This window comes from Methylophaga sp. SB9B, from assembly GCF_004832235.1.
Classification (GTDB): domain Bacteria; phylum Pseudomonadota; class Gammaproteobacteria; order Nitrosococcales; family Methylophagaceae; genus Methylophaga; species Methylophaga muralis.
In genome coordinates, this window is the sequence record NZ_SSXS01000002.1 from 1 (window position 1) to 26,422 (window position 26,422).

The following is a 26,422-nucleotide window of genomic DNA, read 5'->3' on the forward strand; positions in this document are numbered from 1 at the left end:
TCATGCCGTTTGATGGCTTTGATGATTTGTTCTTCGCTGTAACGTTTTTTCATTTTGAGATCTCCAACTCCCATATTTTATTGGAAATCTCATCAATGTCATGGCACTAAATTTGGGGGAAAGGTCAACCTTTGCTTTTACCAGCGATGATTCTGCGAAGCAGCTTTTCTAATTCATTAAAGGCCGATTCATCACGGAAAAAAGCCGTAACTGAGATCAATAGATCCTGATAAAGATTATCTAACTCATAAGGATGCTCTTGAACATATTGCTCGTACTCAATCCAACTAACAGTATCAGTCGCTAACAGTCGACGGTTAATCCGCCGGCGCAAGGTATTGTCTTTGTAATTAAAGAAACTGACTCCTGTTTGTTTGGCCAATAATCCTAAAATGTTATCAAGCGAATCTAATTCATTACCGGCTTTTTTGGGCGGGTTACTGATTTCTTCATAATTTGCCAACCGAATTAACTCATATGCAATTTGTGACGCACTTAATACGCGATCCACACAGCCGGTATCTATGGCAGCTTTTGGCATACCTTCGTATTTTGCTTCGTTAAGTAGCTGTGCAAACACAAAACCATCCCGAGCCTTAATCTCCCGACAACCACGAGCACCATCACTGCCTGTGCCTGATAAAACCACGCCTACAGCACGTTCTTGATAAGTTTCAGCCATCGAAACAAACAGATCATTTGCCGAAGGTTTAGGCACACCATGTTTATGAGTAGATTGCAGATAGATCTTATCGTCGCTCACGGTACCGTTATAACCGGGAGGGATTACAACGGCTGTTCCGGACAATAATGACATGCCATTTTTTGCGGTCAAAATCGGGAAGTTACTTTCACGAGCTAATAAATTGACCAATAAACTTTCATGATCTGGCGAGAGATGTTGAGCGATAACAATACACAGGCTGTCATGTTTCTCAGTGTTTTTTAGCAGGATAGTTAATGCTTCCAGTCCACCCGCTGATGCCGCCAAACCTACATATAGAGGCTTTCGGCTATTTTGTTTAAGCATGGATTTCTCCATTTAGATCTATGCCTGAACACATCCGTAGTTCGCCATTGCTAATTTTGAGATAGCAGGGTGAGGGGATTAGGCATTGAAGAGTTGTAGATGTTGAATTTTTGACAACATTACCATTGAGTTAAACAGGCGGGCTTTAACTTAAATTAATAGTAAGAATTCAATCAGATAAAGAATTAACTGAAAGTTTTGAGGTATTTAAAAATTGGTATCAAGGATGATTTTGATTGTTACAGATAAATAAAAGCCGTGATGAACACGGCTTTTGGTAAGGTGGAAAATGGGCTTATTTAGTTAAACGACGTCTCATTCCTAACAATCCCATTATTGCTGGAGCAAACAACCATAACGCTGCAGGTATTGGCACTTCCGATACTGATGTATTGAAATAGGCAATATGTGAAACATCTTTTCCATCATGTGTTAGGAAATCCAAGCTAGATATTGGTGTATCGAATAGGCCAATTAATGTGGTTGTTCCGTACTTCATTAAGAATCCGGAAAATGCCAAGCCTAAAGAAGAGGTATCCAATGTGTTTGAAATAGGATCTTCGATTTTAAAAAAGTCCGTTACCACAAAGCTTGAGCCAGCTGCTGACAATGCAGTTTGTAAATGAGCAGCACTAACCGCTGTTGGATTAGGTTTTACAAGATGAAAACCTTCTGACGCAACCGGAAGAAAATCATTGATATTTATAACCTGAGAAATGTCTCCTGTAAAACCGTTCGCGTCATAAGAGACAGTACCTGCTAATGATAATGTTGCTGCGTTGACTGCAAAAGAAAGGGTTGCCAAGCCTGCCACTAAAAGCGATTTAATGTAGTTATTCATATAGTGCCCCCCAGCGGTTATTAGAGTTATTGTGAGCTACGTCTCACAATTTAGACCGCTAAAAATAGATTTCCTATTGTACTTTGGTACTAATTCCCGACTTTATATGTGAAAAATTCCTAATTGTTGGTGGCGTAAGCTTGCAGATTGAATCGGGTTGGTCTTGAAGTCGTGGGTTAAAAACCTATATGCAAAAAAAAAGCCGTGCAGTGCACGGCTTTATAAACTTTGTAAATTGGTTTTTTTATTTGGCTAGACGACGTCTAAAACCCAAAAAACCCATCAATGCTGGAGCAAATAACCATAATGCCGCAGGTAACGGTACTTCTGAAACAGACGTATTGAAGTAGGCGATATGTGAAACGTCTTTGCCATCATGAGTTAGGAAATCCAGACTAGAAATCGGAGTGCTAAACAGACCAATTAATGTTGTTGTACCGTATTTCATCAAGAATCCAGAGAAGGAAAAACCTAATGATGAGGTATTTAATGTATTGGTAGCAGGATCATTAATTTTGAAAAAGTCTGTTACCAGAAAACTTGAGCCTGCTGCCGTTAAAGCTGTTTGCACATGTGCTGCACTCATAGCTGCTGGGTTAGGTTTAGGAACATAAAAACCTTGAGACGCACCTGGTAGAAAATCATTAATATTCAGTACTTCAGAAATGGTGCCTTTAAAACCATTTGCATTGTATTTGGTTGTGCCGGTCAAAGATAACGATGCCGCACTAACGCTAAAGCTTAATGAAACACTTATTGCCAACAACAAAGTTTTGATTAAAGACATTTTTCTCATACAGGTTTGCGCCTCCGGGGGCAGGGATTTATGTGAACTACAGCGCATAATTTAAAGATAAGGAGTTGCGTTAGATATTGTACCTTGGTACTACTTCCCGATTTTTTATGGGATAAATTCCTACGTCTTAATCACGTCAGGTCTGAAAACACGGCTAGATGGTCGGCTTCAAGCCTTATGCCCAGAAATTCGCCGATATCGTGTTGATGATGACTTTGCACCAGACAGAGGATCTGCTGACCGCTTTGCAACCTTAATGTATAGAGATAGACGGCGCCGCGGAAAGCCCTGCCAACTATTTCAGCTTTTAACGGGCTATTATCATCATGAATAATATCGTCTGGTCGTAACAGTAAATTCACTTGCTGTCCGGAAGTTGCTGCTGAAGTTATCTTGCCACTGACAATACCTAGTTCAGTATGAATTTTATTATCAGCAATGATTTCCCCAGGTATCAATACACCTTGGCCGATAAAGTCAGCCACGAAACGACTGCTTGGACGATGATATAAATCGTAGCCATTTCCCCATTGCAAAAGTTTTCCTTGACCCAACACGCCAATCTGATCGGCCATGGCAAAGGCTTCGTGTTGATCATGGGTCACCATAATGGCTGTTACCCCATCCCGGCGCAGCAAATCTCGTACTTCTCTGGCAAGTTGTTCACGAAGTTCTGTGTCCATACTGGAGAAAGGTTCATCCAGTAACAGAATATCCGGACGCGGAGCCATGGCTCTTGCCAAGGCAACACGTTGCTGCTGTCCACCGGAGAGTTGATGGGGATATTGGTTTTTGGCATCGGTTAACTCAACCAATTCGAGCAATTCTTCAACCCGTTGCTGTCGTTGTTTACGAGGCAGTTTTTGCAGTCCAAAACCAATATTCTTTACAACAGTTAAATGTGGAAATAATGCAAAATCCTGAAACACCATGCCGATATGACGTTTTTCAGGTGGCAAAAACATCGCTGATGAACTGACCGTCTTACCATGCAAAGTAATGCTGCCCTGCATTAATGGTTCAAATCCGGCAATGGCTCGTAAAACCGAGGTTTTACCGCAGCCGGAGGGACCCAGTAAACAGGCGATTTCGCCGGGCTTTAATTGAAATGAAATACCTTCTACAACCGTTCTGTCAGCATAGCCAATGCTGATATTGTCGACTTGTAATTGTGGAATTTGCATGGAGGTATCAGTTTTCATCAATAGCCAATTTTAGCTTGCGTGAGCGGGTAATGGTTTTGCTTAATAGGATAACCGGAATAATCCCTGCAATGACAATGGCTAACGCCGCCGGAGCTGCTTCGGCCAATCGTTCATCGGATGCCAGTTCATACGCTTTGACTGCCAGCGTATTAAAATTGAACGGTCGCAAAATAAGCGTGGCAGGTAATTCTTTCAAGACATCAACAAATACCAAAAGCAACGCCGTCATTAATGAGGCGCTTAACATCGGTATGTGGATCTGTCTGAGGATCTGCAATGGCCGGAAACCAAAAGAGCGTCCAGCTTCGTCCATCGAATGGGTGATCCGTGTCAAACCACTGTCAACGGTTTGTAATGAGACTGCAAGGAATCTTGTGAGATAAGCAAAAGTAACGGCGACTAACGTTCCGCTAAGAAGCAATCCGGTGGAATAATCAAAATGGCTTCGAGCCAAATCATCCACGGTGTTATCAAACCAGGCAAAAGGAATCATTACGCCAACTGCGATCACCGCGCCCGGTACGGCATAACCCATACCTGCAACCCGCACGGCACCACTGACTAATTTGCCAGGATATAAACGCTGGGCATAAGCCATAACAATCGCCAGGATTAAAGCCAGTACCGCAGCAAATGCCGCCAGTGAAAGGCTGTTCATCAGTAATCGCAAAAATTGAGCATCAATGACGGTATCAGCAACATGGACGGTCCAGCTAAGCAATTGCAATGCTGGTAATAGAAATCCCAAGCTGAGAATGACCAAACAAAACAAGAATGCCAGAGCAGCACGGCCACCAGTTAACTGAAAGCGACGCAGATCCTGATGACGGCGACTGGTGTGGTGGTATCTGGCTTTACGACGTGAATAACGTTCAAGAATAATCAAAGCAAATACAAATACCATTAATCCAGCGGCCAGTTGAGCGGCTGCAGCGGCACTGCCCATGCCAAACCAGGTGCGAAAAATACCAGTAGTAAAGGTGCTGACACCAAAGAATTGTACTGTGCCGTAATCGGCCAATGTTTCCATTAAAGCTAATGATAAACCCGCGATAATTGCTGGGCGGGCTAGTGGCAGAGCAACACGCCAGAATGTTTTCCATGGCCCATTGCCCAGGGTGCGGCTGACATCTAACACACAGATGGATTGACTTAGAAATGCTGCACGGCTTAGTAGATATACATAGGGATAGAGCACCAGCGTTAACATCACTACCGCTCCATTCAATGAACGGATTTGAGGAAACCAGTAATCCCCATATTGCCAACCAAACCAATCTCGCAACGCCATTTGCACCGGCCCGGAAATATCCAGCATTCCGGTATACGTGTAAGCAATGATGTAGGCTGGCATGGCCATGGGCAGTAACAACGCCCATTCAAAGACACTGCGGCCGGGAAACTGACACATTGTAGTCAGCCAGGCGGTGGTGACCCCGATTAGCAGCGTACCGATTGCAACACCTAACATCAGCAACAATGAATTACGGATATAGTCCGGAAGAACGGTACTGCTCAGGTGTTGCCAAATATCGCCGCTGGGCACAAAAACATGTGCCAAAACCACCACAACCGGCATTGACAATACAATCGCCAACACAAGGATGAATAGTGGATAAGGACGAAACTGGTTTATTAATGACATGGAAAGGTAAAGTTGGCAGTTAATCTGACAAAACTGCCAACTTTACGCATAGAAACCTTTATTGCCAACCTGCACGATCCATTAAACGCAACGCATCTGCATTAAATTCACCTAATTTATCCATGTCCAACGGGTCGGCCAGAAAATCACCCCATTGTTCCAATAGCTCGCCTTTTTCGATATCGGCTCGCACTGGATATTCGCCATTGGTTTCTGCATACCATTTTTGCGAAGAGTCACTGCTGAGGAATTCAATCAATTTAATGGCGTTTTGTTGATTTTTAGCGTCTTTAATAACAGCAGCTCCGGATACATTGATATGAACACCGCGATCAGCCTGATTAGGCCAGAAAACACCGATCTTTTCTGCAGCTTCTCTTTCATTAGCATCATTGCTGGTCAGCATACCCGCCAGATAATACGTGTTGGCTATCACGATATCGCACTGGCCAGCGGCGGCAGCGCTTATTTGATCACGATCACCACCCTGAGGGGAGCGTGCGAAGTTTGCAACCAATCCTTTTGCCCATTCTTCTGTTGCCGCTTCACCATTGGCCACAATCATTGATGCGACCATTGACTGGTTATAAACATTGCTGGATGAACGAACACAGATCCTGTTGTTCCAACGCGGTTCCACTAAGGCTTCATAAGTCGAAAGTTCAGCAGGATCAACGCGATCTTTGACGTACATTATTGGACGAGCGCGCAGTGATAAGCCAAACCAATAGCCATCAGGATGACGATATGAAGCTGGAATGCGCTGCATCAAAATATCGGATTGAACAGGCTGAACCAAATCCACTTCCATCGCACGGTGCAAACGACCTGCGTCGGTAGTCAACAAAATATCGGCAGGTGTATTGCGACCTTCGTTTTGTAGGCGTTGCAATAATTCATCTGCATTACCGGTAACCAGATTGACCTTAATACCAGTTTCTTCAGTAAATTCATCCAATAAGGGTTTGATTAAAGATTCGATACGTGCAGAGTACAGATTAACCTCTTGAATCTCTTGTTGAGCATCGTCACTACACCCAGATACCAGCAATACAGTTAAACCCAGCCATACACTAAGAAAGATACCTGCTTTACGCATAGAACACTCCATGGTTGATAATTAGTGCAATGATAATGAGATTTATTTTTGTTTGGAATAGCAAATACATTTTTTATTTGTTTGACGGTTATGTTGGAGTGGGAATTAGCAATAGAAAAACCACAGACAATCAGCTTTTAGCCAAGCAAAAAACTGGCACAAAAAAGCGTAAACCAGTATTGTTTTGGCTTACTGAATTTAGGTTTCAAAACTGAAACCGCGCAATCTGCAGGGTATCAAAATGTCTGGAAGTTTATTTATCGTAGCGGCGCCCTCAGGGGCGGGGAAAACCAGTCTGGTTCGTGCTTTGGTCAAACAGGATCCGCATGTACGCTTATCCGTTTCACATACCACACGACCTGCCCGAGCGGGTGAAGTAGACACGGAAGATTACTTTTTTGTCAGCGAAGAAATGTTCAGCAAGATGCGTGAAGCAGGTGATTTTCTGGAATCAGCAACTGTATTTGATCACAGCTATGGTACTTCCGCAGCAGCAGTGCATCACCAGTTGCATGCCGGAAATGATGTGATTCTGGAAATTGACTGGCAGGGCGCCCAGCAAGTGCGGAAAAATTTTCCTGACAGTAGCAGTATTTTTATTCTTCCCCCTTCCAAGCAGGCGCTTGAACAACGTCTAAGAGGACGTGGACAGGATGATGAAGCAACTATTTCGCGCAGAATGCGCGATGCCGAGAGTGAAATGTCACATTACGTCGAATTTGATTATTTGATTGTGAACGATGATTTTGATCATGCACTTGCCAGCCTGACTGCGATCGTGATGGCCAGTCGGCACAAACTGGCTGTTCAGCAGTCAAATTACAGTACCTTGTTGGCTGATTTGCTGGCTTAAGCCTCGCATCTCTCGTAAAATTACATGTTTTAACCACAGGACAAATTATCATGGCACGTACTACAGTTGAAGATTGCCTCGAAAATGTAGATAACCGTTTTCAATTGGTGCTGGTTGCAGCGAAACGCGCCCGCCAAATCGCCATGGGTGATGATGCAATGGTACCGGTCGATAACGACAAACCTACCGTTATCGCTTTACGTGAAATTGCCGCCGGTCTGGTTGATCGTACGATTCTGACTAAAACCTCAGCTCGTCAACATGCTGCAGAAAGCATCGTTAATGACGAAGAGCTGCTAAACGAAATTTAATTATTGTGAGCGCAAAACCTTCTGTTGCGTCTGAGCTTGACTTCATTCAGGAGTCAGAGCCCAAACTCACGATAGATGATCTGTGTTTTGCGACCTCAAATTACTTAGAAACCAATCAGGTCGAGTCAATCCGTCGCGCCTATCATTTTGCAGAACAATGCCATGAAGGACAGACTCGACGCAGTGGTGAACGTTACATCACCCACCCCTTAGCGGTAGCGCATGTACTGGCGATGATGCACATGGATTATGAGTGCATTATGGCCGGCCTGTTGCATGACGTTATTGAAGACACAGAAATGTCTAAACGTGATGTGATTGCTGAATTCGGTGAACCAGTCGCGGAATTAGTTGAAGGTGTTACTAAGCTGGCCCAAGCCGCTTTTGAAACACGCCAACACGCTCAAGCAGAAAATCTGCGAAAAATGTTGCTGGCCATGTCGCGTGATATTCGTGTCATTATCGTCAAGCTGGCTGACCGACTGCACAATATGCGTACTTTGGGACATTTGCGTCCTGAAAAACGTCGCCGCATCGCCAATGAAACTCTGGAAATATACGCCCCGATTGCCCAACGATTGGGGATGAATCTGATGCGTTGTGAACTGGAAGATCTTGGCTTCCATGTTCTGTATCCGATTCGTTACCGTGTATTGGGCGATGCAATACGTAAAGCCCGAGGCAATCGCAAGGAAATCGTCAGTCAGATCACCGCTTCCATTCTTAATCGTATGGAACAGGAAGGTTTGAGCGCTGATATTCAAGGGCGTGAAAAAAATCTCTACAGCATTTACAAGAAAATGGTCAGCAAGCAGCTGTCGTTTTCAGAAGTCATGGATGTCTATGCATTCCGTATTATCGTTGATGATGTGGATGCCTGTTATCGAATGCTCGGCGTAGTACATAACCTTTACAAGCCGGTACAGGGCAAATTCAAAGACTATATTGCGATCCCCAAAGCCAATGGTTATCAATCATTGCATACGGTTTTATTCGGGCCTTATGGAGTGCCGATAGAAGTTCAAATTCGTTCGCGTGATATGGATCAACTGGCAGAAGCAGGGGTCGCTGCTCACTGGTTATATAAAACTGGCGAAGCCGCCGGGAACACCTTGGCGCATCGCAAAGCCAGACAATGGTTGCAAGGCATTCTGGAAATGCAGAAAGGTTCTGGCGATTCGATGGAATTTTTGGAAAATCTGCGAATTGATTTATTCCCCGATGAGATTTATGTGTCTACGCCAAGAGGTGAAATTTTAACCTTGCCGCGTGGCTCAACAGCGGTGGATTTTGCTTATGCAGTACACTCTGATGTCGGCAATAGTTGTGTCGCAGCTCGGGTGGGCCGTCATTTGGTCCCTTTGAGTTCACAACTGGAAACCGGTCAATCAGTCGAAATCATTACTTCACCAACCTCACACCCGAATCCAGCCTGGCTGAACTTTGTGGTGACGCCTAAAGCTCGCACCAATATCCGAAATTACCTCAAACACCTGCAAGGTGAAGAGGCGATTCAGCTTGGACAGCGGCTGTTAAATAAACACCTGACGGCATTTTCAACGGCTCTGGAAAATATTCCAACCAAACGCATAACCGCGTTGCTGAAAGAGTATGAGCTGGAAAACTTTGACGAATTATTAACCGATTTGGGACTGGGAAATATTTCTGCCCTGTTGGTTGCTCAAAAGCTGTTACAGGAAGAGACCCCGAATAAAGAGCCGCAAGCACTGCTGATTGCCGGTACCGAAGGCATGGTGGTGAATTTTGCCCGTTGCTGTCATCCGATCCCCGGCGATCCGATTCACGGTTTTGTCAGTGCGGGCCGCGGCATCATCATTCATCAACGCAGCTGTAAAAATACTACGCATTTACGTGAGCAAAATGAAAAATGGCTGGATGTTGCCTGGGCCAAAGAAATCAAACGTGATTTTCCGGTGGATTTAATGGTGCAACTGAAAAATCAACGTGGTGCACTAGCAACGATCGCTTCGGTGATTTCAGAAGCCGAGTCGAATATCGACAATGTAATGGTGGACGAGCGTGATGGTGGTTTTACCCATCTGCGGCTGACCATTGAAGTCACTAATCGCCAGCATCTGGCACGCATTATCCGTCGTTTACGCCAACTGGAAATGGTCGAACGTATTAACCGTATTAATAACTGATTTGTTTAATCTGTCGTCTTAAGGCGACCAAGCCGGAGTTTTTATGTCCCGAGAAATTATCCACACCAGCAATGCGCCTGCAGCAATTGGTACTTATTCACAAGCAGTCAAAGTGGGCGATGCAGTTTACTTATCTGGTCAAATTCCATTAGTACCAGAAACCATGACAGTGGTTGAAGGTGACTTTGCCACCCAGGTCCGCCAGGTGTTTGATAATTTATCGGCTGTTGCTACGGCTGCTGGTGGCAGTTTACAAGATGTCGTCAAACTCAATATCTATCTGACTGATCTGGCTTATTTCGGCACAGTGAACGAAATCATGGCCGAGTATTTTCAACAGCCTTATCCTGCTCGTGCGGCGATTGGTGTGGCATCGTTACCCAAAGATGTACCGGTTGAAATGGATGCTATTTTGCATCTTGGCGCATAACTTCGATCGTTAAAGGCGGTGATTGGTGACTGAACTGGCCATTGCCGATCCGGTCACCTCGCTGAAAGGTGTCGGCACAAAACTCGCTGAGAAGCTTGATAAACTTGGGATACGCCAGATCCAAGATCTGTTGTTTCATCTACCCTTACGCTATCAGGACCGAACCCGATTAATGCCTATCGGCAGTTTGCGGCCGCAACAGGAAATACTGATTGAAGGTGTTATTCAACTGAGTCAGGTGAAGTTCGGCCGCCGCCGATCTTTGCTGTGTCATATCAGTGATGGCACCGGGGCATTGGTATTACGCTTTTTTCATTTTTCCAAAAGCCAGCAACAGCAATTAGCAAAAGGTCAGCGAATTCGTTGTTTTGGCGAAGTGCGTAGTGGCCCATCTGCATTGGAAATGGTGCATCCCGAATATCAACTTATTCACGGTGATGCGCCATTTTCTGTCGAAGAAGCCCTGACACCGGTGTATCCGACTACCGAAGGTTTGCACCAACTTTCCTGGCGTAAATTGCTAAATCAGGCGTTAAAACTGCTCGATCAGCAAACCATGCCGTCTTATTTGCCGGAAGCTTTGCTGGATCCGCGAGTTGCCCATTTTGATCTGACGCAAGCCTTGAAATATGTGCACTTACCACCGCCTGATTGTGACGTTAGTCAGTTAATCGCTCGTGAACATCCGGCACAGAAACGGCTGGCGTTTGAAGAATTACTGGCTCAACAACTCAGCATGCGGCAAATCCGCTATCGCGCTCAGCAACATCAAGCACCAAAGTTTCATGCGGATATGTTCAGCGAAAAGTTTTTACAACAACTGCCATTTCCATTAACCGGCGCGCAACAACGTGTTATCAAAGAGATCCGTGCAGATCTGCAACAAACTATTCCGATGCAGCGGCTGGTGCAGGGCGATGTCGGATCAGGCAAAACAGTAGTAGCTGCTTTATCAGCGTTAATGGCCGTTTCCAGCGGCTATCAGGCGGTAATGATGGCACCCACAGAATTATTAGCTGAACAGCATTATCAGACCTTTCGTAACTGGCTTGAGCCGCTGGGAATTCAGGTTGGTTGGTGTGCCGGCAAACAAACAGCAGCGCAGCGTCGACAGGTGATTGCCGCACTGGCAGAAGGTGAAATCAATATTGCCGTGGGCACTCACGCATTATTTCAGGATGAAGTCACCTTTAATCGATTGGGCCTGGTGATTATTGATGAACAGCATCGGTTTGGTGTGCATCAGCGTATGGCGCTCCGCGATAAAGGCAAAGCTGTTGATATCCTGCCACATCAATTGGTGATGACCGCCACACCAATTCCACGCACACTGGCGATGACAGCGTATGCCGACTTGAATGTGTCCGTCATTGATGAATTGCCTCCTGGCAGGCAACCGGTGACCACGGTGGTGGTAGCAGACAATCGGCGGCCTGAAGTTATCGAACGCATTCATGTCGCCTGTCAGCAAAAACGTCAGGTGTACTGGGTCTGCACCTTGATTGAAGAGTCTGAGCATTTACAATGTCAGGCTGCAGAAGATACCGCTGAACAATTGCAGCAGGCGTTGCCTGACTTACGGATTGCACTGGTGCATGGCCGAATGAAATCGGCTGAAAAAGAACAAGTAATGCAGGCGTTTAAACAGGGTGAGATTGATTTGTTGGTGGCCACCACGGTGATTGAAGTCGGCGTGGATGTGCCCAATGCCAGTTTAATGGTGATTGAAAATGCCGAGCGTCTGGGGCTGGCACAATTGCATCAGTTACGCGGCCGGGTAGGGCGTGGCACCGTACAGAGTCATTGCGTGTTGATGTACCATCCGCCGCTGTCGGAAAATGGTCTGGCCCGGTTGGCTTGTTTACGTGAAAGTAATGATGGTTTTGTGATTGCCCAACGCGATCTGGAAATTCGTGGCCCGGGGGAAGTATTGGGCACACGGCAAACTGGTTTACCGCAATTCAGGGTAGCTGATTTACTGACCGATCAGGATTTATTGCCAGCCGTAACTAAAGCAGCTGAAACCTTAATCACTCAGCATCCGGAAAACGTAGCACCATTAATTAACCGCTGGTTCGGCACCAAACTGAACTTCGGACAAGTATGAGTTCCAATTTTTTATGATGAAAAGCCAAGCACACTGGCATCCTGCTGCGACTGCGAAGCTGCCAAACGAATTGGCTGGCTGGCTCACCGATAAAGGTTCGTTGACTTTGCGATTGCAACAGACCAGTCAACAGCAGTTCAGTGTGGATCTGCAGCAGTCCGGTTGGCAGAAACCATTGACTGAGGAGGCTTTAAAACTTGAGCAGCCCTTACATGAACATGCCTATTGTCGTGAGGTGATTTTGCGCGACGGGGATGAAGCCCGGGTATTTGCCCGCACCATTGTGCCGCGTGTCAGCTATCAGGCATTACAGGCGCATTTGCATATTCATCATCTGGGTAACCGTTCATTGGGTGAAATTCTGTTTACTGATCCGGCAATCAAACGCGGCCCCCTTGAAGTGACCAGTCTGCGTGCAGGACACAGCTTGTTTGAATTGGCAAAACACCACGGTATTGAACTGGATGACAAAGCGATTATGTGGGCAAGGCGATCCTGTTTTTATTTTGCTGAGAACAGTTTACTGGTCTGCGAAATGTTCTTACCAAATCAGGATTGGTCGATATGACAAGCTTATGGAATCGCCTGCAGCCTTACTGGCAACTGACCCGAATGAATCGGCCTATCGGTATTTTACTGTTGCTGTGGCCGACCTTAACCGCATTATGGATAGCGGCTGGTGGATTACCAGACATAAAGATTCTGCTGATTTTTATCGCTGGAGTAGTGCTGATGCGAGCCGCAGGTTGTGCCATCAATGATTATGCCGATCGGCATATTGATGGTCAGGTGTGGCGAACTGAAAACCGGCCTTTAGCAACAGGTGCATTAACTGCCAAACAGGCAGTGCTCACATTTGTGACTCTGGCCTTAATAGCGTTTATCCTGGTTTTGCAGCTTAATTCCTTCACCATTGCACTGTCATTGATAGCGGTTCTGCTGGCTGCGATTTATCCCTTTATGAAACGTTTTACCTATCTGCCACAGCTGGTATTGGGCATGGCGTTTGGTTGGGCAATCCCGATGGCATTTGCCGCTCAGACCAATACATTGCCAAGTATTGTCTGGTGGTTGTTTGTGGCCAATATTGTGTGGACCACCATGTACGACACTTTTTACGCAATGGCCGATCGTGAAGATGATCTGCAAGCTGGGGTGAAATCAACCGCGATTTTATTTGGCAAAAATGACTTGTTAATTCAAGCCTTATTACAACTGGTTTTTTTGCTGATCATGATCCTGATAGGTCTGCAATTGCAGCTGAGCATGGTGTTTTATCTGGGTTTATTGATAGTGGCGATGCTGTTTATTTATCAATTACGCCTTAGCAAAGATCGTGAGCGAAATGCCTGTTTACAAGCCTTTCTGAATAATAACTGGGTAGGCGCGGTGGTGTTTTTCAGTATTGTTCTGCATTACAGCCTGGTTTAATTGATGGTGAAATTTTGCTATTCGGTTTTTCTGCTGTTTTGCTTATCTGTTTCGGTCAGTGCCAACGAGATTTATCAGTGGACCGATGACAGCGGACGAAAGATATTTTCTGATCAACCGGCTGATCCGGCTGCTGAGGCTATCGAGCTTCAACCCAGTTCCAATCGTTATTTATTCAATGTAAAACGGGTTTATGACGGTGATACTTTTGTTTTGGAAAATAATGAACGGGTCAGGTTACTCAGTATCAATACACCAGAAATCAGCTCAAGACACCGCGAAGCAGAACCCGGTGGTATAGCCGCACGGGACTGGTTAAGAAATAAGTTAAAACTAGGACAGCTTTACCTGCAATACGATGCCGAAAAACGCGACCGTTATGACCGACGATTAGCCTATGCATGGACAGTTGATGGGGAGTTTATCAACGAACAACTATTACAACAGGGATTGGCTGCTTTAACTATTCAGTCACCTAATCTACAGTATGCTGAGCAATTGATGGCTGCCCAACAACAAGCACTTGAGCAGAAAAAAGGCATATGGGCGGATAAACATTACCAGCCTCGCAAGGTGTCAACGATTAACGAAAATGATTATCGAGGCTGGCAGCGCTGGCGATTAACGGCCAAATCACAGTCTCAAACCCGGGATTATTGGGTATTAAAGGTCAATGACAAAGTCAGCCTGCGCATTGCCAAAAAACAACAGGCTTTGTTTCCACCATTAGATACGTATTTGAATAATCCATTGGAAGTACGAGGTTGGATGTCAAAACGGGGTGACCATTACAGTTTATTTGTGCAGCATCCAAGCGCTATCGTCATTTTGGAATAGCTTCTCTCTTTACTCGATTTCGCTTAGCAGTTGTTCCATGATGTCATTCATGGTCACCATACCAATCAAATCATTATTATTAAGCACTAACAGCCGCTTTACTCGATGGGCAGCCATCAATGTCGCCACATGTTTAATCGACAGGTCGGCCCCGACGGCAATAACCGGTTTGGCGCAAATGTCATAGACATTGAGTAAATCAATATCACCTTCTTCAGCGATGACGGTTTTCAGAATATCTGAATAGGTAATCAAACCATAGGCATCGTGCTGATTTTGCTTGTCTACGACCAGTGATTTAATTTTGTGCCGTTTCATCAAATTTAATGCTTCACGAATTTTGGCAAATGGTGAAATCGTAATCACATCCGAGATCATAACGTCTTTAACTAATCGCATTAGGGTAATCCTTGATATCTAGAGAGTTTCTCGTAAATGTTGTTGGAATTTTTCAACTTGTGATGTATCGATACCGGCCAAATGTTCAAGTGGTAAAGTAAATACCAGACCTTTTGAGTCGGACTCATCCGGCATCAGAATGGCTTGTATAGCCTTGAGTATTTGTAACGAGAGACCTTTTTCCAGCACCATCAATAAAACGCTCTGACTGCCGTCATAACTGAGGCCAAAAAAGGTTTTTTTTGCGTTATTGCTGATACCGCGGGCATTCATCAGGGTAATACCACCGGCTCCCAAATCTCTTGCTGCATCAATGGCAGCTTGTTCACTTTCTTCTGGAACAATAGCGACAAGAACAGAAAATTTCATGTGTTTACCTTTTGCAATGCGGTCATGATCTGCATCGCGATAGCATAGAGCATGACCGTTATGATTGGAAAGATAGAGGCAAAGGCGATCAAGCCAAAGCCATCCATCAGAATATTACGGCCTTCAATATGCGTGGCAAGGCCGATGCCTAGTGCCGTCACCAAGGGCACGGTAACTTCTGAAGTTGTCACACCACCTAAATCATATGCCAGTGGCACAATATATTTGGGGGCGAGTAAGGTCAGCACAATAACGATTAAATACCCGCCGATAATATAGTGGTGTATCGAATCACCGGAGATTATGCGGTGTACTCCGATAGTGATACCGATGGCGACTCCTAAAGCCACTAAAATCCGGATGACGTTACCATTTATCCTGCCGGAAGCGGCTTCCTCAGCCTGTTGACCGATAGCAATCAAGGCGGGTTCCGCCATGGTCGTGGCAAATCCAATGGCAAAAGCAAATAGATAGACATAGATAATATGCTGATTTTTTATCAGTTGTTCAGCCATGCTGCTGCCGATGGGGAACAAGCCCATCTTCAGACCGACCACAAAGGCATATAAACCGAATAACACCATAGCAAAGCCTAAAACCACTTTGCGAGGGTTCGTTAATGGGCGTTTTAACACCAGATATTGAAAAAATAGAATAGTGATAATAATGGGTAATACATCGCCCACCATGCCGAGCAAATCCATCAGCATAGTCATTGGGCCGGAGATTGCTTCTTGCTGAGCCGTATCAATACTTAGATCTGCTGTAGGAGCGGTTTCAGTTCCGCTAAATACCACAATCCCATATAGCTGCACCGTTATCATTGGCACCATCACTGCCATCGCCACAATGCCAAAGCCATCGATAAGTGGATTACGGCCACGAATTGATGTGGCCAAGCCAATGCCTAATGCGGCTATTAATGGCACCGTGACGATATTGGTGGTGACACCGCCAGAATCATAAGCCAAACCTACAATTTCAGCCGGGGTAAAGAAGGTGATGGTCACGACAGTTAAATAGCCGATGATCATGAACCAATGCAGTGGATAGCCAAAGAGAATGCGAAATACCCCAAGCGCCACCACAAAGCCTACGGATATGGCCACTAGTAAGCGCAGGATCAATGCATCGATTCGCCCATCACTGATTTCTTGAGCCTGTTCGGCGACTGCAATTAATGCCGGTTCAGCAACTACTGCAGAAAAACCCAGAGCAAAACCAAAAGACAGCAAAATCCAGAGAGAGCCACGTTTGGTAAATTGATTGGAAAGGCTTTTGCCGACTGGGAAGATGCTTAATTCAAGACCACGCAGGAATAAGGCAACACCAATGGCGACGATGAATAAACCAATGCTGATAGACAAGGTGTCATCAGGAATACTTTGCAATACAAAGGCTTGAAAAATAACCACTACAACGACGATGGGCAGCAGATTTTTCAATGCATGCATAAATGCATCTGAAAAAGCTTTTAGTTGATTCACCACATCCTCTTAATCGTTGTTTGAGTTTGATTGTAGAGCCTGATATCTGGCGTCACAAGCTGTTTTCACGCTTCGGCACTGACCTTCACCTGATTGCGACCTGACAGTTTTGCTCCATAGACTGCCTGATCGGCAGATTGCAATAAACGTTTAATAGTCATATTGCTGCCGGGTTCTAATGTTGAAACGCCAACAGACAAAGTGACTCGAATGATTTTACCCTTTGTCGCAGTGAAATCTGTTTCGGCGACGGTTTTCCGCATTCGTTCTGCAATATCTGCTGCAACCGTGCGACTGGCATCCGCCAACAATACGACAAATTCCTCACCGCCATAGCGCGCCAACACATCACCTTGTCGGAGACTATCATTGAGCAGTTGGGCTACATGTTTCAGCACCTGATCGCCGGTTTGATGGCCATGGCTGTCATTAATGCGTTTGAAATAATCCAGATCAACAAATAAACAGGATAAGGGGGTTCTATTGCGATTCGCTCGACTGAATTCTTCGTTGATCCGTTGATCAAAAAATCGACGATTATTTACGCCAGTCAAAGGATCACGTAAACCGACCAGTTTGACCTCTTCATGCAGACGGGCATTTTCAATACAGGCTGATACCACGGCAGCAAGATGTTCAAGGAATTGTGTGCCGATATTAGATTGAAATCTATTGGGATTACGACTGCCGAGATTCAGACTGCCAATCAGTTGATTTTGTCGGATCAATGGTAACAACGCGATTGAGCCTAGTTCGTTGTATGAGGGAAAGAGTTGCTGGTGTTGATGCTGGGAGAACGTTACTAGGCGTGGTGTTCGTCGTAAACTAAAAAACTGTTCGAGGCGTTGAACCGATTCGGTAAACAGCAAATGGTCTTGCCATTGTTGGGTTTCAGGAAATGATTCCAGTAAGCGTTGAAATTCATACTCCGGATCGTGCAACATTAATGTAACAGCCGTCAGTTGAAAACGATGTTTATGTTCTTCCAGGATCAGTTTGAGCAACGGCTCCAAGCCGCTGCTATTAAGCAGACTTAATTCATATTGCTGAAAATTGAGCTGCTTTCGCTCATTGCTTTTGGCAATACGAATCAGATCATTCAATCGATCTTGAAGCGTCGTCACGTCTTGTTGAGGCATGCAACAGCCTTGAGCAATGTGAAGTAAATGGTATGGAGCCTAATAATGGCGTATTGCGCGGGCAATTGTCCATACCTCTACAGTCTTAACACCATTTTGTTGCAAACAACGACTGGCTTCGGCTGCGGTATGCCCGGTGGTATAGACATCATCGACTAAAGCCACGTGTTTGTATGGTAGCGGCTTAGCGACTGCAAATGCCTGTTTTACATTACGTTTGCGTTGTTTGCCGCTCATCCCAGTTTGCGGAGTCGTATTGCGCCGACGAATAAAACTGGTTTTATCGACAGGAATGGTTAACTCCGTGGATAAAGCATCGGCCAACTGGGCTGATTGATTATAACCACGTTGGCGTAATCGACTGGAATGTAGCGGTATGGGAATCAATATTTCCGGTAACGGCTGCTGGCGCTGGTTTACTTTTGCTGCCAGCAGTTTGGCAAACAGTTGAGCAAAAACCAGTTGCTGGTGAAATTTAAATGCAGCGATGCAATGGTTGATGGGCGTTTCATAACGAAATAACGCCAAACTGGATTGCTGTGGTGGCGGATGTTGCAGACATTGGCCGCAGATTCTGCTTTCGTTAAGTGGCAAGGCACAACGCTGACAACAATGGTCCAGCCATGGCAGGTCCTCGACACAGGCTTTGCACAGGGCATCGTGTGGACTAAAGTCACCACAGAGGAAGCAGGGAATCGGCAACAGTTTGCTGTATAATTCCGCCAAACGATGCGTCACTAAGGCACTAAAGTTTCTGACCATCATGTTATTAATCCATTAAATCTGATGAAGAAGCCCATGACTGAAAATATAGCAGAAAAGACCGCACCGCTTCGCCATGACTGGCAGCAGGCGGAAATTGAAGCCTTGTTTGATTTGCCATTTGCGGATCTGATGTACAAAGCTCAAACCATTCACCGGCAGAATTTTGATGCCAATGCTGTACAAATCAGTACCTTGCTGAGTATCAAAACTGGCGGTTGTGCCGAAGATTGTGGTTACTGTCCACAAAGCGCGCATCACGAATCAGCGGTAAAAGCCGAACCGTTAATGCCTCTGGATAAAGTGCTTGAATCCGCTGCACAGGCTAAATCCACCGGTGCCAGCCGTTTCTGTATGGGGGCTGCCTGGCGTAACCTGAAAGATCGCGATGTGGATCGTGTCGTGGCGATGATTGAAGGCGTTAAGGATATGGGGCTGGAAACCTGCGTCACGCTGGGCATGCTGGAAAACCATCAAGCAAAACGTCTGAAAGAAGCTGGTCTTGATTATTACAATCATAACCTTGATACCTCACCGGAATTCTATGGTGAAATCATTTCCACCCGTACTTATCAGGATCGTCTGGATACCTTAAGTCATGTTCGTGAAGCGGGCATTCATGTCTGTAGTGGCGGTATTGTCGGCATGGGCGAAAGCCGGAAAGATCGGGCTGGTCTGTTAATCAGTCTGGCCAATTTGCCAAGTCATCCTGAGAGCGTACCAATTAATCTATTGGTTCAAGTCGAAGGCACACCACTGGATGGCATCAATAATCTGGATCCGTTTGAGTTTGTTCGCACCATCGCGGTAGCGCGCATCATGATGCCGCAGTCTTTTGTCAGACTTTCTGCCGGTCGTGAAAACATGACTGATGAATTACAGGCGATGAGCTTCCTGGCCGGTGCCAACTCGATTTTCTATGGTGAAAAACTGCTAACTACAGACAATCCGGATACCGATCATGATCAACGTTTATTCAAACGTCTGGGGATCACACCGTTACAAGTGGGTCAGCAGCAACAGGAAGATAAACACTGTTCAGCTGCATAAACCTTTGCATAACTAACTGGATGCTCTGTGTGGTCTTGCCGCACAGAGCATTTCACTTAAAGGCGATCGCCTTTTCAATTGCTTCACGTAGCTGATTTATCGAGGCGCTTTCGTGTCACAACTTCCCTGGCAATCACAACTTCAACAAGCGTTAAAAGAACGACAAGCTGCTGGCTTGTATCGTCGCTCGCGGTTGCGTGATGGTGAACAGGGTGTTGAGGTCGTGTTGGATGGCCGTAAATTATTGTCGTTCAGCAGTAATGATTATCTAGGCCTGGCAGCACATCCCACTTTAAAAAAAGCCTTTACCGACGCACTGGACCGCGAAGGTGTTGGCAGCGGTGCAGCGCATTTGCTGACCGGACACAGTCGTTATCATCATCAACTTGAAGAGGCTCTCGCAGAATTTACCGGACAGCAGCGCGTTCTGTTGTTTTCCACCGGCTATATGGCCAATATCGGTGTGATTGATGGATTGCTTGGTAAAACGGATGTGCTGGTACAGGACAAATTGAATCATGCATCATTACTGGATGGTGGTCGCCTTAGCGAGGCTCAGCAATTACGTTATCCACATGCCGATATGGCTTTATTACATCAACGTTTGCACACTGCCGCCAACTCCCGAAACAAACTGATTGTCAGTGATGGTGTGTTCAGTATGGACGGGGATATTGCGCCATTACCTGAAATCATGGACTTGGCCGAACAGCACAAAGCAGGGGTGTTGATTGATGATGCACACGGTCTTGGGGTACTTGGTCAAAATGGCGGCGGCGTTATTGAGCATTTTGGCTTAACCCAGCAAAAGCCGATGTTAGTCGGCACCTTTGGCAAAGCCTTTGGTACGGCAGGGGCTTTTGTTGCTGCTGAGGAGGTGGTGATTGAAACTCTGGTGCAACAGGCTCGTAGTTTTATCTATACCACTGCCCAGCCTCCAGCCATCGCCGCAGCGACATTGGCGAGTCTGAAATTGATTAAACAAGAAAGCTGGCGGCGCGATAAATTACAGCAACTTATCAAACAACTGCGGGATGGTGCGACTCAATTAGGTTTACCGTTAATGCCCTCACAAACGGCGATTCAACCGCTGCTTATCGGCGATGACAAAAAAGCCCTTAAATTGGGACAGGATCTGGAACAACAAGGCATTTTAGTGGGCATTATCCGTCCGCCGACAGTACCGAAAAATACCGCCAGATTGCGTATTACCCTGTCTGCTGCACACGAAGCCGAGCATATTAATAAATTACTCGATGCACTGGAGCTTAGTTATGTTCATTAAACGGGTTGGCCAGGGGCCGGATCTGGTAATGGTGCATGGCTGGAGTATGCACAGTGGCGTATGGCAGCCGCTTATCGAATTATTGGCAGACAAGTTCACTTTACATTTGGTGGACTTACCGGGCCATGGTCAGTCAGATTGGCAGGCTGAAGCGTTGCAAATAGACCAACTGTTAACGAAGCTTGCAGAAAACCTTCCGCAAACTGCACATTGGTTGGGATGGTCGTTGGGCGGGCAGTTGAGTCTGGCATTTGCTTCACGCTATCCACAACGTGTTAGCAAACTTATTCTGCTGGCGGCCAATCCGAAATTTGTTACCTCAGATGATTGGCATTGTGCAATGGATGCAACAGTGTTTGCAGTATTTGCCGGTCAGCTCGATCATAATCAACGGGAAACCCTGAAACGTTTTGTTATGTTACAAGCGCGTGGCGCGGAAGGTAGCCGTGACACAATTCAGCTGCTGGCAGAGCAAACCGCCGATAATGTCGCCCACCCAGAAGCACTACAGGCCGGATTGGATTTGCTGGAAACACTGGATTTACGTACACAGTTGGCACAATTAACGTTACCGGTGAAATGTATTTTCGGTGAGCGCGATCAGTTGGTACCGATAACGCTGGCGGAAAATTTATCGAGTCTAAACAGTACTATTTCAATTGATCGTATTGCCGGAGCAGGGCACGCACCGTTTATCTCCCGACCACAGTTGTGTGCCGATAAAATCAGTGGGTTTTTGCATGACTGAGCAAACTCTGCGACCGGAAAAAAGCCGGGTGGCGCGGGCCTTTGGTAATGCTGCCAACAGTTATGATGATGTGGCGATATTGCAGCGAGATACTGCCGATGAAATGCTGGAGCGTCTGGATCTGGTCAAAATCACTCCACAGCAGATTCTGGATTTGGGTACCGGTACCGGACGTAATCTGCATTTGCTGCAACAGCGTTATCCGGCGGCCCAGCAAGTAGCATTAGATATTGCATCGGCTATGCTTAAACAGGCGAGACAGCGTTATCGTCAAGATCTTGGGTTGCGGCGCTGGTTACCTGGTCAACAGACCCCTATTTTTATTGCAGGTGATGCCGAACAGTTACCGTTAGCTGATAACAGTGTTGATTTGGTCTATGCCAATCTAGCCTTGCAGTGGTGTGATTTGACTGCTGCGTTTGCCGAGATACAACGTGTGTTGCGTCCCGGTGGTTTGTTAATGTTCAGCACGCTTGGCCCTGACACTCTGCAAGAACTGCGTCAAAGTTGGGCAGCAGTAGACAGCTACCCGCATATTAATGTGTTTCTGGATATGCATGATGTGGCAGAAGCCATGTTTGCTGCTGGACTCAGTGATCCAGTACTGGACAGTGATCGGCATTGTCTTTTGTATAACGATATTATCGGCATGATGCGCGATTTGCAGCAGTTGGGGGCGCGCAATGTCAATCAGGGACGGCGCCGTGGTTTGACCGGCAAAAATACCTTAAACAAAGTCAAAGCCGCCAGTGAACAATTCCGGGTCAATGGCCAACTTCCGGCCACTTATGAAGTGATTTATGGCCATGCCTGGGCCGGTGAAAATTCTTTGCAAATGACCGAAGAGGGATGTGTGCCAGTCAGCCTCGAAAAGTTGAGAAGCAAGCTCTGATGACCACGCATGTATTTGTTACCGGTACCGATACTGAAGTCGGTAAAACCCGTATCAGTGTTGGACTTATAAAGGTCTTACAACAGAAGGGCCTAAGAGTCGCAGCAATGAAACCGGTAGCCAGTGGTTGTGAATGGCAGGATGGTAAGTTGCAAAATGAGGATGCCCTAGCCTTAAGCCAACAGGCTGATGTCAAATTACCCTATTCACAGATCAATCCTTACGCCTTTGAACCGGCGATTGCGCCACATCTTGCAGCAGAGCAAATCGGTCAAAGCATTTCTCTGGATGTCATTGAAACGAACTTCGCTGCTATGAAATTACAGGCGGATGCCATTGTAGTAGAAGGGGCTGGTGGTTGGTTGGTGCCGCTGAATGATCAGCAAACCATTGCCGATCTGGCTAAAGCATTACAAATACCGGTGGTGTTAGCGGTTGCGATCAAACTAGGCTGTATTAATCATGCTTTGCTGACGGTGCAGGCCATTGCAGCTTCTGGCTTGAAATTGGAAGGCTGGGTGGCCAATGACTTTTTGCAGGACCCACAATCCACAGCAATCATTCAAAGTCTTATACAGCGAATTGCCGCGCCATGTCTGGGGATTGTACCCAAACTGGCAGATAATGAAGATGCCAGTTTTTATCTGAAGCTGTAGTAATGTTTATAAAACGACAATAGCTGGAAAATAGGTGGCCGCATCACCATCCTGCCAGGGTGGGTATTTCAGCATAATGCGTTTGAACAAACCTGACTGTAGAAATTCATTTAGCCAGTGATGCAGGTTTGGGTAATCTGCCTGACTGAACCAATCCCAATCGACCAGAGCAAATTGTCTGATAAATGGCAATATCGCGTAGTCCACCAAGGTCAGTGAATCGGCCACTAAACCATGGCGATTGCTCAGCCGTTGTTCCAGTGTGGCTAAAAACTGTTCGCCTTGATCACGGTAAAACTGCTGTGGATGTTCGGGATACCGATCGGCGTATTTATAACAATCCAGAGCATGTTTGAAACTGACATCATTTTCCTGGATCAACATGAATGACTCATTGCGTTGATCATCATCCAGCGATTGCCAGATGGCATGAGATTCTGCTGCCCACAGCATGATATCCAGACTTTCTTCCAGCACACTATTGGTATTTTGCAACAGAACCGGCACAGTGGCTTTAGGTGAAATTTCCCGTAATTTAGCCGGTTTATCTTTCAGTACAACTTCACGTATTTCAACCTGACAACCCGTAATGGCAATGGCCAGACGAGCGCGCATTGCATAAGGGCAACGGCGAAAACTATATAAGATGGGCAGTGTGGTCGTCATAAAAACGATCTCTTTTGTTATATAAAAGAGACAGTGTTAAAAGCTGTACGTTCGATAAAAGTCAGCAAGAAGTTTTGGTTAAATTTGTTTGCTATTGCGTAGCTCTTCTGCCTGACGATTTAACGTGTGTTTCACCAGAATATTACGATCGGTTTCACTCATATGGGTAAACGCCATACGTAAATAGAAGCTTCTACCCTGAATGCTTTGCATTAACTGGTCGCAGGCAATCACCTTGGCAATCGCACGGATATGCAGACCGCCAGGCAACAACTGCATTCTGATCTCCATGGCAGAACGAGCTGGAAAAGCACTTTCTGTCATCAAGGCTATACCACCAGCACTGAGATTAACCTCAGTTGCTGATTCGGGGTTGAGTGGGGTATGTAATAACTGAACATTCTGTGCCAGCAAGCTGACTTTTTCATCCAGCATTCTCAATGCCCTGGCAACGTCTCTATCGGTATGACCAATTTGATCGACCAAGTGGTTAAAGCTTTTTTGAATGGACGTCATTTGTTGGGTTAACTGGCCCGTTTCAGGAGTTGCATCAATAATCGCCTCCCCGATTTGCTCAGCCTCTTCTGTGCTGAGCGGAATAACAGACATGACCAGACGATCATTTATCCGAAAAAAGGCCCGGCGATCGGCACCTGAAAGGGTTGAGTCATTCATCTTTTGTCATCCTGTCTGATCATGATTCTGTCATTGAATCATTAAAATGGTCGGGGTGTAATGCCTATATAGCCCAAAACATAAGCGTCACGCAAAGAAAACTCTGCGTGACGCTCGTTTTAATGCTGAAACAGATTACAAGTTTTCTGAAGCAAAGTCAGCCAGACGTGAACGCTCACCACGCATCAGGGTGATATGACCACTATGCGGCCAGTTTTTGAAATGATCGACAACGTAAGTCAAACCCGACGTGGTCTCACTCAAATACGGTGTATCGATCTGCGAGATATTACCCAGACAGACAATCTTAGTACCCGGACCTGCACGGGTAATCAGTGTTTTCATCTGTTTCGAGGTCAGGTTCTGCGCTTCATCAATAATAATGAAACGATTGAGGAAGGTACGGCCGCGCATAAAATTCAATGAGCGAATTTTGATCCAGCGCTGCAGTAAGTCATTGGTCGCCTGCCGGCCCCAATCCCCGCCATCAGTTTTGTTAAGCACCTCAAGGTTATCCATTAATGCGCCCATCCACGGCGTCATTTTTTCTTCTTCGGTGCCCGGCAGGAAACCGATATCTTCACCAACCGGAACCGTGACACGAGTCATGATGATTTCACCATAACGTTTATGTTCAATACATTGGGTTAGTGCGGCAGCCAATGTCAGCAATGTTTTACCGGTACCGGCCTGACCCAATAATGTGACAAAATCAATTTCCGGATCCATCAACAGGTTCAAGGCGAAATTCTGTTCGCGATTACGCGCGGTTATGCCCCAGACGGAATGATTTTCACGCCGATAATCATGAATTAATTCAATATCCGCAGTGGTGTCATTGCTATTACGCACCACAGCTTCAATCGCACGTTCTTCACCGGGCGAATAAATCAACTGATTCGGATACCAGTCTTTGACCACCTCACCTTCTACTTGATAGAAAGTACGACCATCTTCGGTCCATGATTCTAGGCGGTTCAAGTCTTCCCAGAAATCGGCTTTCAGTTCACTGGAACCGCGATATAGCAGATCCACATCATCCAGCACTTTATCGTTGTAATAATCTTCGGCGCAGATACCTAAAACCGTGGCTTTGATACGCAGATTAATATCTTTGGAAACCAGAATAACATTGGTATCAATTTGAGCTTGTTGCAGATTGATAGCAACTGCCAGAATGGCATTATCAGCCAGTTGGCCGGGTAATTCTTTGGGTAATTCACCGGCCATTTGCCGGGTTTGGAAAAATAAACGACCACTGGCTTGAGGAACATCACTATTGATAACACTTGGCAGCGGAATACCTGAATTAATCGCATCGTTATCAGCAGCTTGTTCTAACAAATCATCGAGAAAACGACTGACCTGGCGCACATTACGGGATACCTCGGATAAACCTTTTTTACCTCTATCGAGTTCTTCCAGAACCACCATTGGCAGGAAAATATCGTGTTCATCAAAGCGGAAGAGAGCGGTGGGGTCGTGCATCAGCACATTGGTATCAAGCACAAACAGACGTTTTGTCGCGTCGGGTCGTTTAATCA

General features: G+C 45.9%; 27 protein-coding genes. 13 read left to right on the plus strand and 14 right to left on the minus strand.

Annotated elements, in window-relative coordinates; genetic code table 11:
• Window positions 1-124: 124 nt before the first annotated feature.
• From E8Q33_RS02060 to E8Q33_RS02085, 6 genes are all read right to left on the minus strand, one after another.
• Window positions 125-1,030, minus strand: coding sequence for a chemotaxis protein CheB (locus tag E8Q33_RS02060; protein ID WP_168800119.1), 906 nt, complete (start codon window positions 1,028-1,030; stop codon window positions 125-127).
• A 295-nt stretch (window positions 1,031-1,325) separates the two neighbouring features.
• Window positions 1,326-1,871, minus strand: a complete 546-nt coding sequence (locus E8Q33_RS02065; protein ID WP_136552499.1) for a VPLPA-CTERM sorting domain-containing protein — start codon at window positions 1,869-1,871, stop codon at window positions 1,326-1,328.
• Window positions 1,872-2,115: 244 nt separating this feature from the next.
• Entirely contained in the window at window positions 2,116-2,658 is a 543-nt protein-coding gene (locus E8Q33_RS02070) for a VPLPA-CTERM sorting domain-containing protein (RefSeq protein WP_247869875.1), read from the minus strand.
• A 140-nt stretch (window positions 2,659-2,798) separates the two neighbouring features.
• Entirely contained in the window at window positions 2,799-3,869 is a 1,071-nt protein-coding gene (locus E8Q33_RS02075; RefSeq protein ID WP_247869876.1) for an ABC transporter ATP-binding protein, read from the minus strand.
• Window positions 3,859-5,451, minus strand: coding sequence for an iron ABC transporter permease (locus E8Q33_RS02080; RefSeq protein WP_136552946.1), 1,593 nt, complete (start codon window positions 5,449-5,451; stop codon window positions 3,859-3,861). The genes E8Q33_RS02075 and E8Q33_RS02080 overlap by 11 nt, the downstream gene beginning before the upstream one ends.
• 124 nt (window positions 5,452-5,575) lie before the next feature.
• A complete protein-coding gene (locus E8Q33_RS02085; RefSeq protein ID WP_136552503.1) occupies window positions 5,576-6,616 on the minus strand; it encodes a Fe(3+) ABC transporter substrate-binding protein in 1,041 nt (346 codons plus the stop codon).
• A 241-nt stretch (window positions 6,617-6,857) separates the two neighbouring features.
• Here E8Q33_RS02085 and gmk point away from each other — a divergent pair, with 241 nt between their 5' ends.
• The 8 genes from gmk to E8Q33_RS02125 are packed head-to-tail and all read left to right on the plus strand — an operon-like array spanning window position 6,858 to window position 14,750.
• On the plus strand, window positions 6,858-7,469 hold the full coding sequence (gmk, locus tag E8Q33_RS02090) for a guanylate kinase (RefSeq protein ID WP_069295048.1): 612 nt from the start codon (window positions 6,858-6,860) through the stop codon (window positions 7,467-7,469).
• Window positions 7,470-7,519: 50 nt separating this feature from the next.
• Window positions 7,520-7,780, plus strand: coding sequence for a DNA-directed RNA polymerase subunit omega (rpoZ, locus tag E8Q33_RS02095; RefSeq protein WP_069295047.1), 261 nt, complete (start codon window positions 7,520-7,522; stop codon window positions 7,778-7,780).
• Window positions 7,781-7,824: 44 nt separating this feature from the next.
• Entirely contained in the window at window positions 7,825-9,945 is a 2,121-nt protein-coding gene (locus tag E8Q33_RS02100; protein WP_069295086.1) for a bifunctional (p)ppGpp synthetase/guanosine-3',5'-bis(diphosphate) 3'-pyrophosphohydrolase, read from the plus strand.
• A 43-nt stretch (window positions 9,946-9,988) separates the two neighbouring features.
• Window positions 9,989-10,375 carry a RidA family protein gene (locus tag E8Q33_RS02105; RefSeq protein ID WP_136552505.1) on the plus strand — a complete coding sequence of 129 codons (387 nt, stop codon included), beginning with the start codon at window positions 9,989-9,991 and terminating at the stop codon, window positions 10,373-10,375.
• Between the two features lie 25 nt (window positions 10,376-10,400).
• The gene (gene recG, locus E8Q33_RS02110; protein WP_136552507.1) at window positions 10,401-12,482 is read left to right on the plus strand and encodes an ATP-dependent DNA helicase RecG; all 2,082 of its coding nucleotides are present in this window, start codon (window positions 10,401-10,403) and stop codon (window positions 12,480-12,482) included.
• Window positions 12,483-12,495: 13 nt separating this feature from the next.
• Window positions 12,496-13,050 (plus strand): chorismate lyase, encoded by a 555-nt coding sequence (locus tag E8Q33_RS02115; RefSeq protein WP_136552509.1) that lies wholly within the window; start codon window positions 12,496-12,498, stop codon window positions 13,048-13,050.
• Window positions 13,047-13,913, plus strand: a complete 867-nt coding sequence (gene ubiA, locus E8Q33_RS02120; RefSeq protein WP_136552511.1) for a 4-hydroxybenzoate octaprenyltransferase — start codon at window positions 13,047-13,049, stop codon at window positions 13,911-13,913. Before E8Q33_RS02115 ends, ubiA begins: the two co-directional genes overlap by 4 nt.
• 3 nt (window positions 13,914-13,916) lie before the next feature.
• Window positions 13,917-14,750 carry a thermonuclease family protein gene (locus tag E8Q33_RS02125; protein ID WP_136552513.1) on the plus strand — a complete coding sequence of 278 codons (834 nt, stop codon included), beginning with the start codon at window positions 13,917-13,919 and terminating at the stop codon, window positions 14,748-14,750.
• Between the two features lie 9 nt (window positions 14,751-14,759).
• Here E8Q33_RS02125 and E8Q33_RS02130 read toward each other — a convergent pair whose 3' ends face one another.
• The 5 genes from E8Q33_RS02130 to E8Q33_RS02150 all read right to left on the minus strand — a co-directional run bounded on the left by E8Q33_RS02130 (window position 14,760) and on the right by E8Q33_RS02150 (window position 18,909).
• Complete coding sequence (locus tag E8Q33_RS02130; protein ID WP_069295041.1) at window positions 14,760-15,149, minus strand: CBS domain-containing protein; 390 nt, start codon at window positions 15,147-15,149, stop codon at window positions 14,760-14,762.
• A gap of 18 nt (window positions 15,150-15,167) precedes the next feature.
• The gene (locus E8Q33_RS02135) at window positions 15,168-15,518 is read right to left on the minus strand and encodes a transcriptional regulator (protein ID WP_069295040.1); all 351 of its coding nucleotides are present in this window, start codon (window positions 15,516-15,518) and stop codon (window positions 15,168-15,170) included.
• A complete protein-coding gene (locus tag E8Q33_RS02140; protein ID WP_136552515.1) occupies window positions 15,515-17,005 on the minus strand; it encodes a DUF1538 domain-containing protein in 1,491 nt (496 codons plus the stop codon). Before E8Q33_RS02140 ends, E8Q33_RS02135 begins: the two co-directional genes overlap by 4 nt.
• Before the next feature lie 65 nt (window positions 17,006-17,070).
• Window positions 17,071-18,144 (minus strand): DUF484 family protein, encoded by a 1,074-nt coding sequence (locus E8Q33_RS02145; RefSeq protein ID WP_069295039.1) that lies wholly within the window; start codon window positions 18,142-18,144, stop codon window positions 17,071-17,073.
• Between the two features lie 39 nt (window positions 18,145-18,183).
• Window positions 18,184-18,909, minus strand: a complete 726-nt coding sequence (locus E8Q33_RS02150) for a ComF family protein (protein WP_136552517.1) — start codon at window positions 18,907-18,909, stop codon at window positions 18,184-18,186.
• Window positions 18,910-18,942: 33 nt separating this feature from the next.
• On the opposite strand from E8Q33_RS02150, the gene bioB reads away from it, so the two are divergent.
• From bioB to bioD, 5 genes are all read left to right on the plus strand, one after another.
• Window positions 18,943-19,956 (plus strand): biotin synthase BioB, encoded by a 1,014-nt coding sequence (bioB, locus tag E8Q33_RS02155; RefSeq protein WP_069295038.1) that lies wholly within the window; start codon window positions 18,943-18,945, stop codon window positions 19,954-19,956.
• 112 nt (window positions 19,957-20,068) lie between these two features.
• A complete protein-coding gene (gene bioF / locus E8Q33_RS02160; protein ID WP_136552518.1) occupies window positions 20,069-21,241 on the plus strand; it encodes an 8-amino-7-oxononanoate synthase in 1,173 nt (390 codons plus the stop codon).
• Window positions 21,231-21,989 (plus strand): pimeloyl-ACP methyl ester esterase BioH, encoded by a 759-nt coding sequence (gene bioH / locus E8Q33_RS02165; RefSeq protein WP_136552520.1) that lies wholly within the window; start codon window positions 21,231-21,233, stop codon window positions 21,987-21,989. The genes bioF and bioH overlap by 11 nt, the downstream gene beginning before the upstream one ends.
• A complete protein-coding gene (gene bioC / locus E8Q33_RS02170; RefSeq protein ID WP_136552521.1) occupies window positions 21,982-22,881 on the plus strand; it encodes a malonyl-ACP O-methyltransferase BioC in 900 nt (299 codons plus the stop codon). The genes bioH and bioC overlap by 8 nt, the downstream gene beginning before the upstream one ends.
• Complete coding sequence (bioD, locus tag E8Q33_RS02175; RefSeq protein WP_136552523.1) at window positions 22,881-23,537, plus strand: dethiobiotin synthase; 657 nt, start codon at window positions 22,881-22,883, stop codon at window positions 23,535-23,537. Before bioC ends, bioD begins: the two co-directional genes overlap by 1 nt.
• 6 nt (window positions 23,538-23,543) lie before the next feature.
• On the opposite strand, the gene E8Q33_RS02180 is transcribed toward bioD, so the two are convergent.
• The 3 genes from E8Q33_RS02180 to E8Q33_RS02190 all read right to left on the minus strand — a co-directional run bounded on the left by E8Q33_RS02180 (window position 23,544) and on the right by E8Q33_RS02190 (window position 26,420).
• Window positions 23,544-24,203 (minus strand): glutathione S-transferase, encoded by a 660-nt coding sequence (locus E8Q33_RS02180; protein ID WP_136552525.1) that lies wholly within the window; start codon window positions 24,201-24,203, stop codon window positions 23,544-23,546.
• A 78-nt stretch (window positions 24,204-24,281) separates the two neighbouring features.
• Window positions 24,282-24,878 (minus strand): PilZ domain-containing protein, encoded by a 597-nt coding sequence (locus E8Q33_RS02185; RefSeq protein WP_136552527.1) that lies wholly within the window; start codon window positions 24,876-24,878, stop codon window positions 24,282-24,284.
• 135 nt (window positions 24,879-25,013) lie between these two features.
• Complete coding sequence (locus E8Q33_RS02190; RefSeq protein WP_136552529.1) at window positions 25,014-26,420, minus strand: PhoH family protein; 1,407 nt, start codon at window positions 26,418-26,420, stop codon at window positions 25,014-25,016.
• Window positions 26,421-26,422 lie beyond the last annotated feature (2 nt).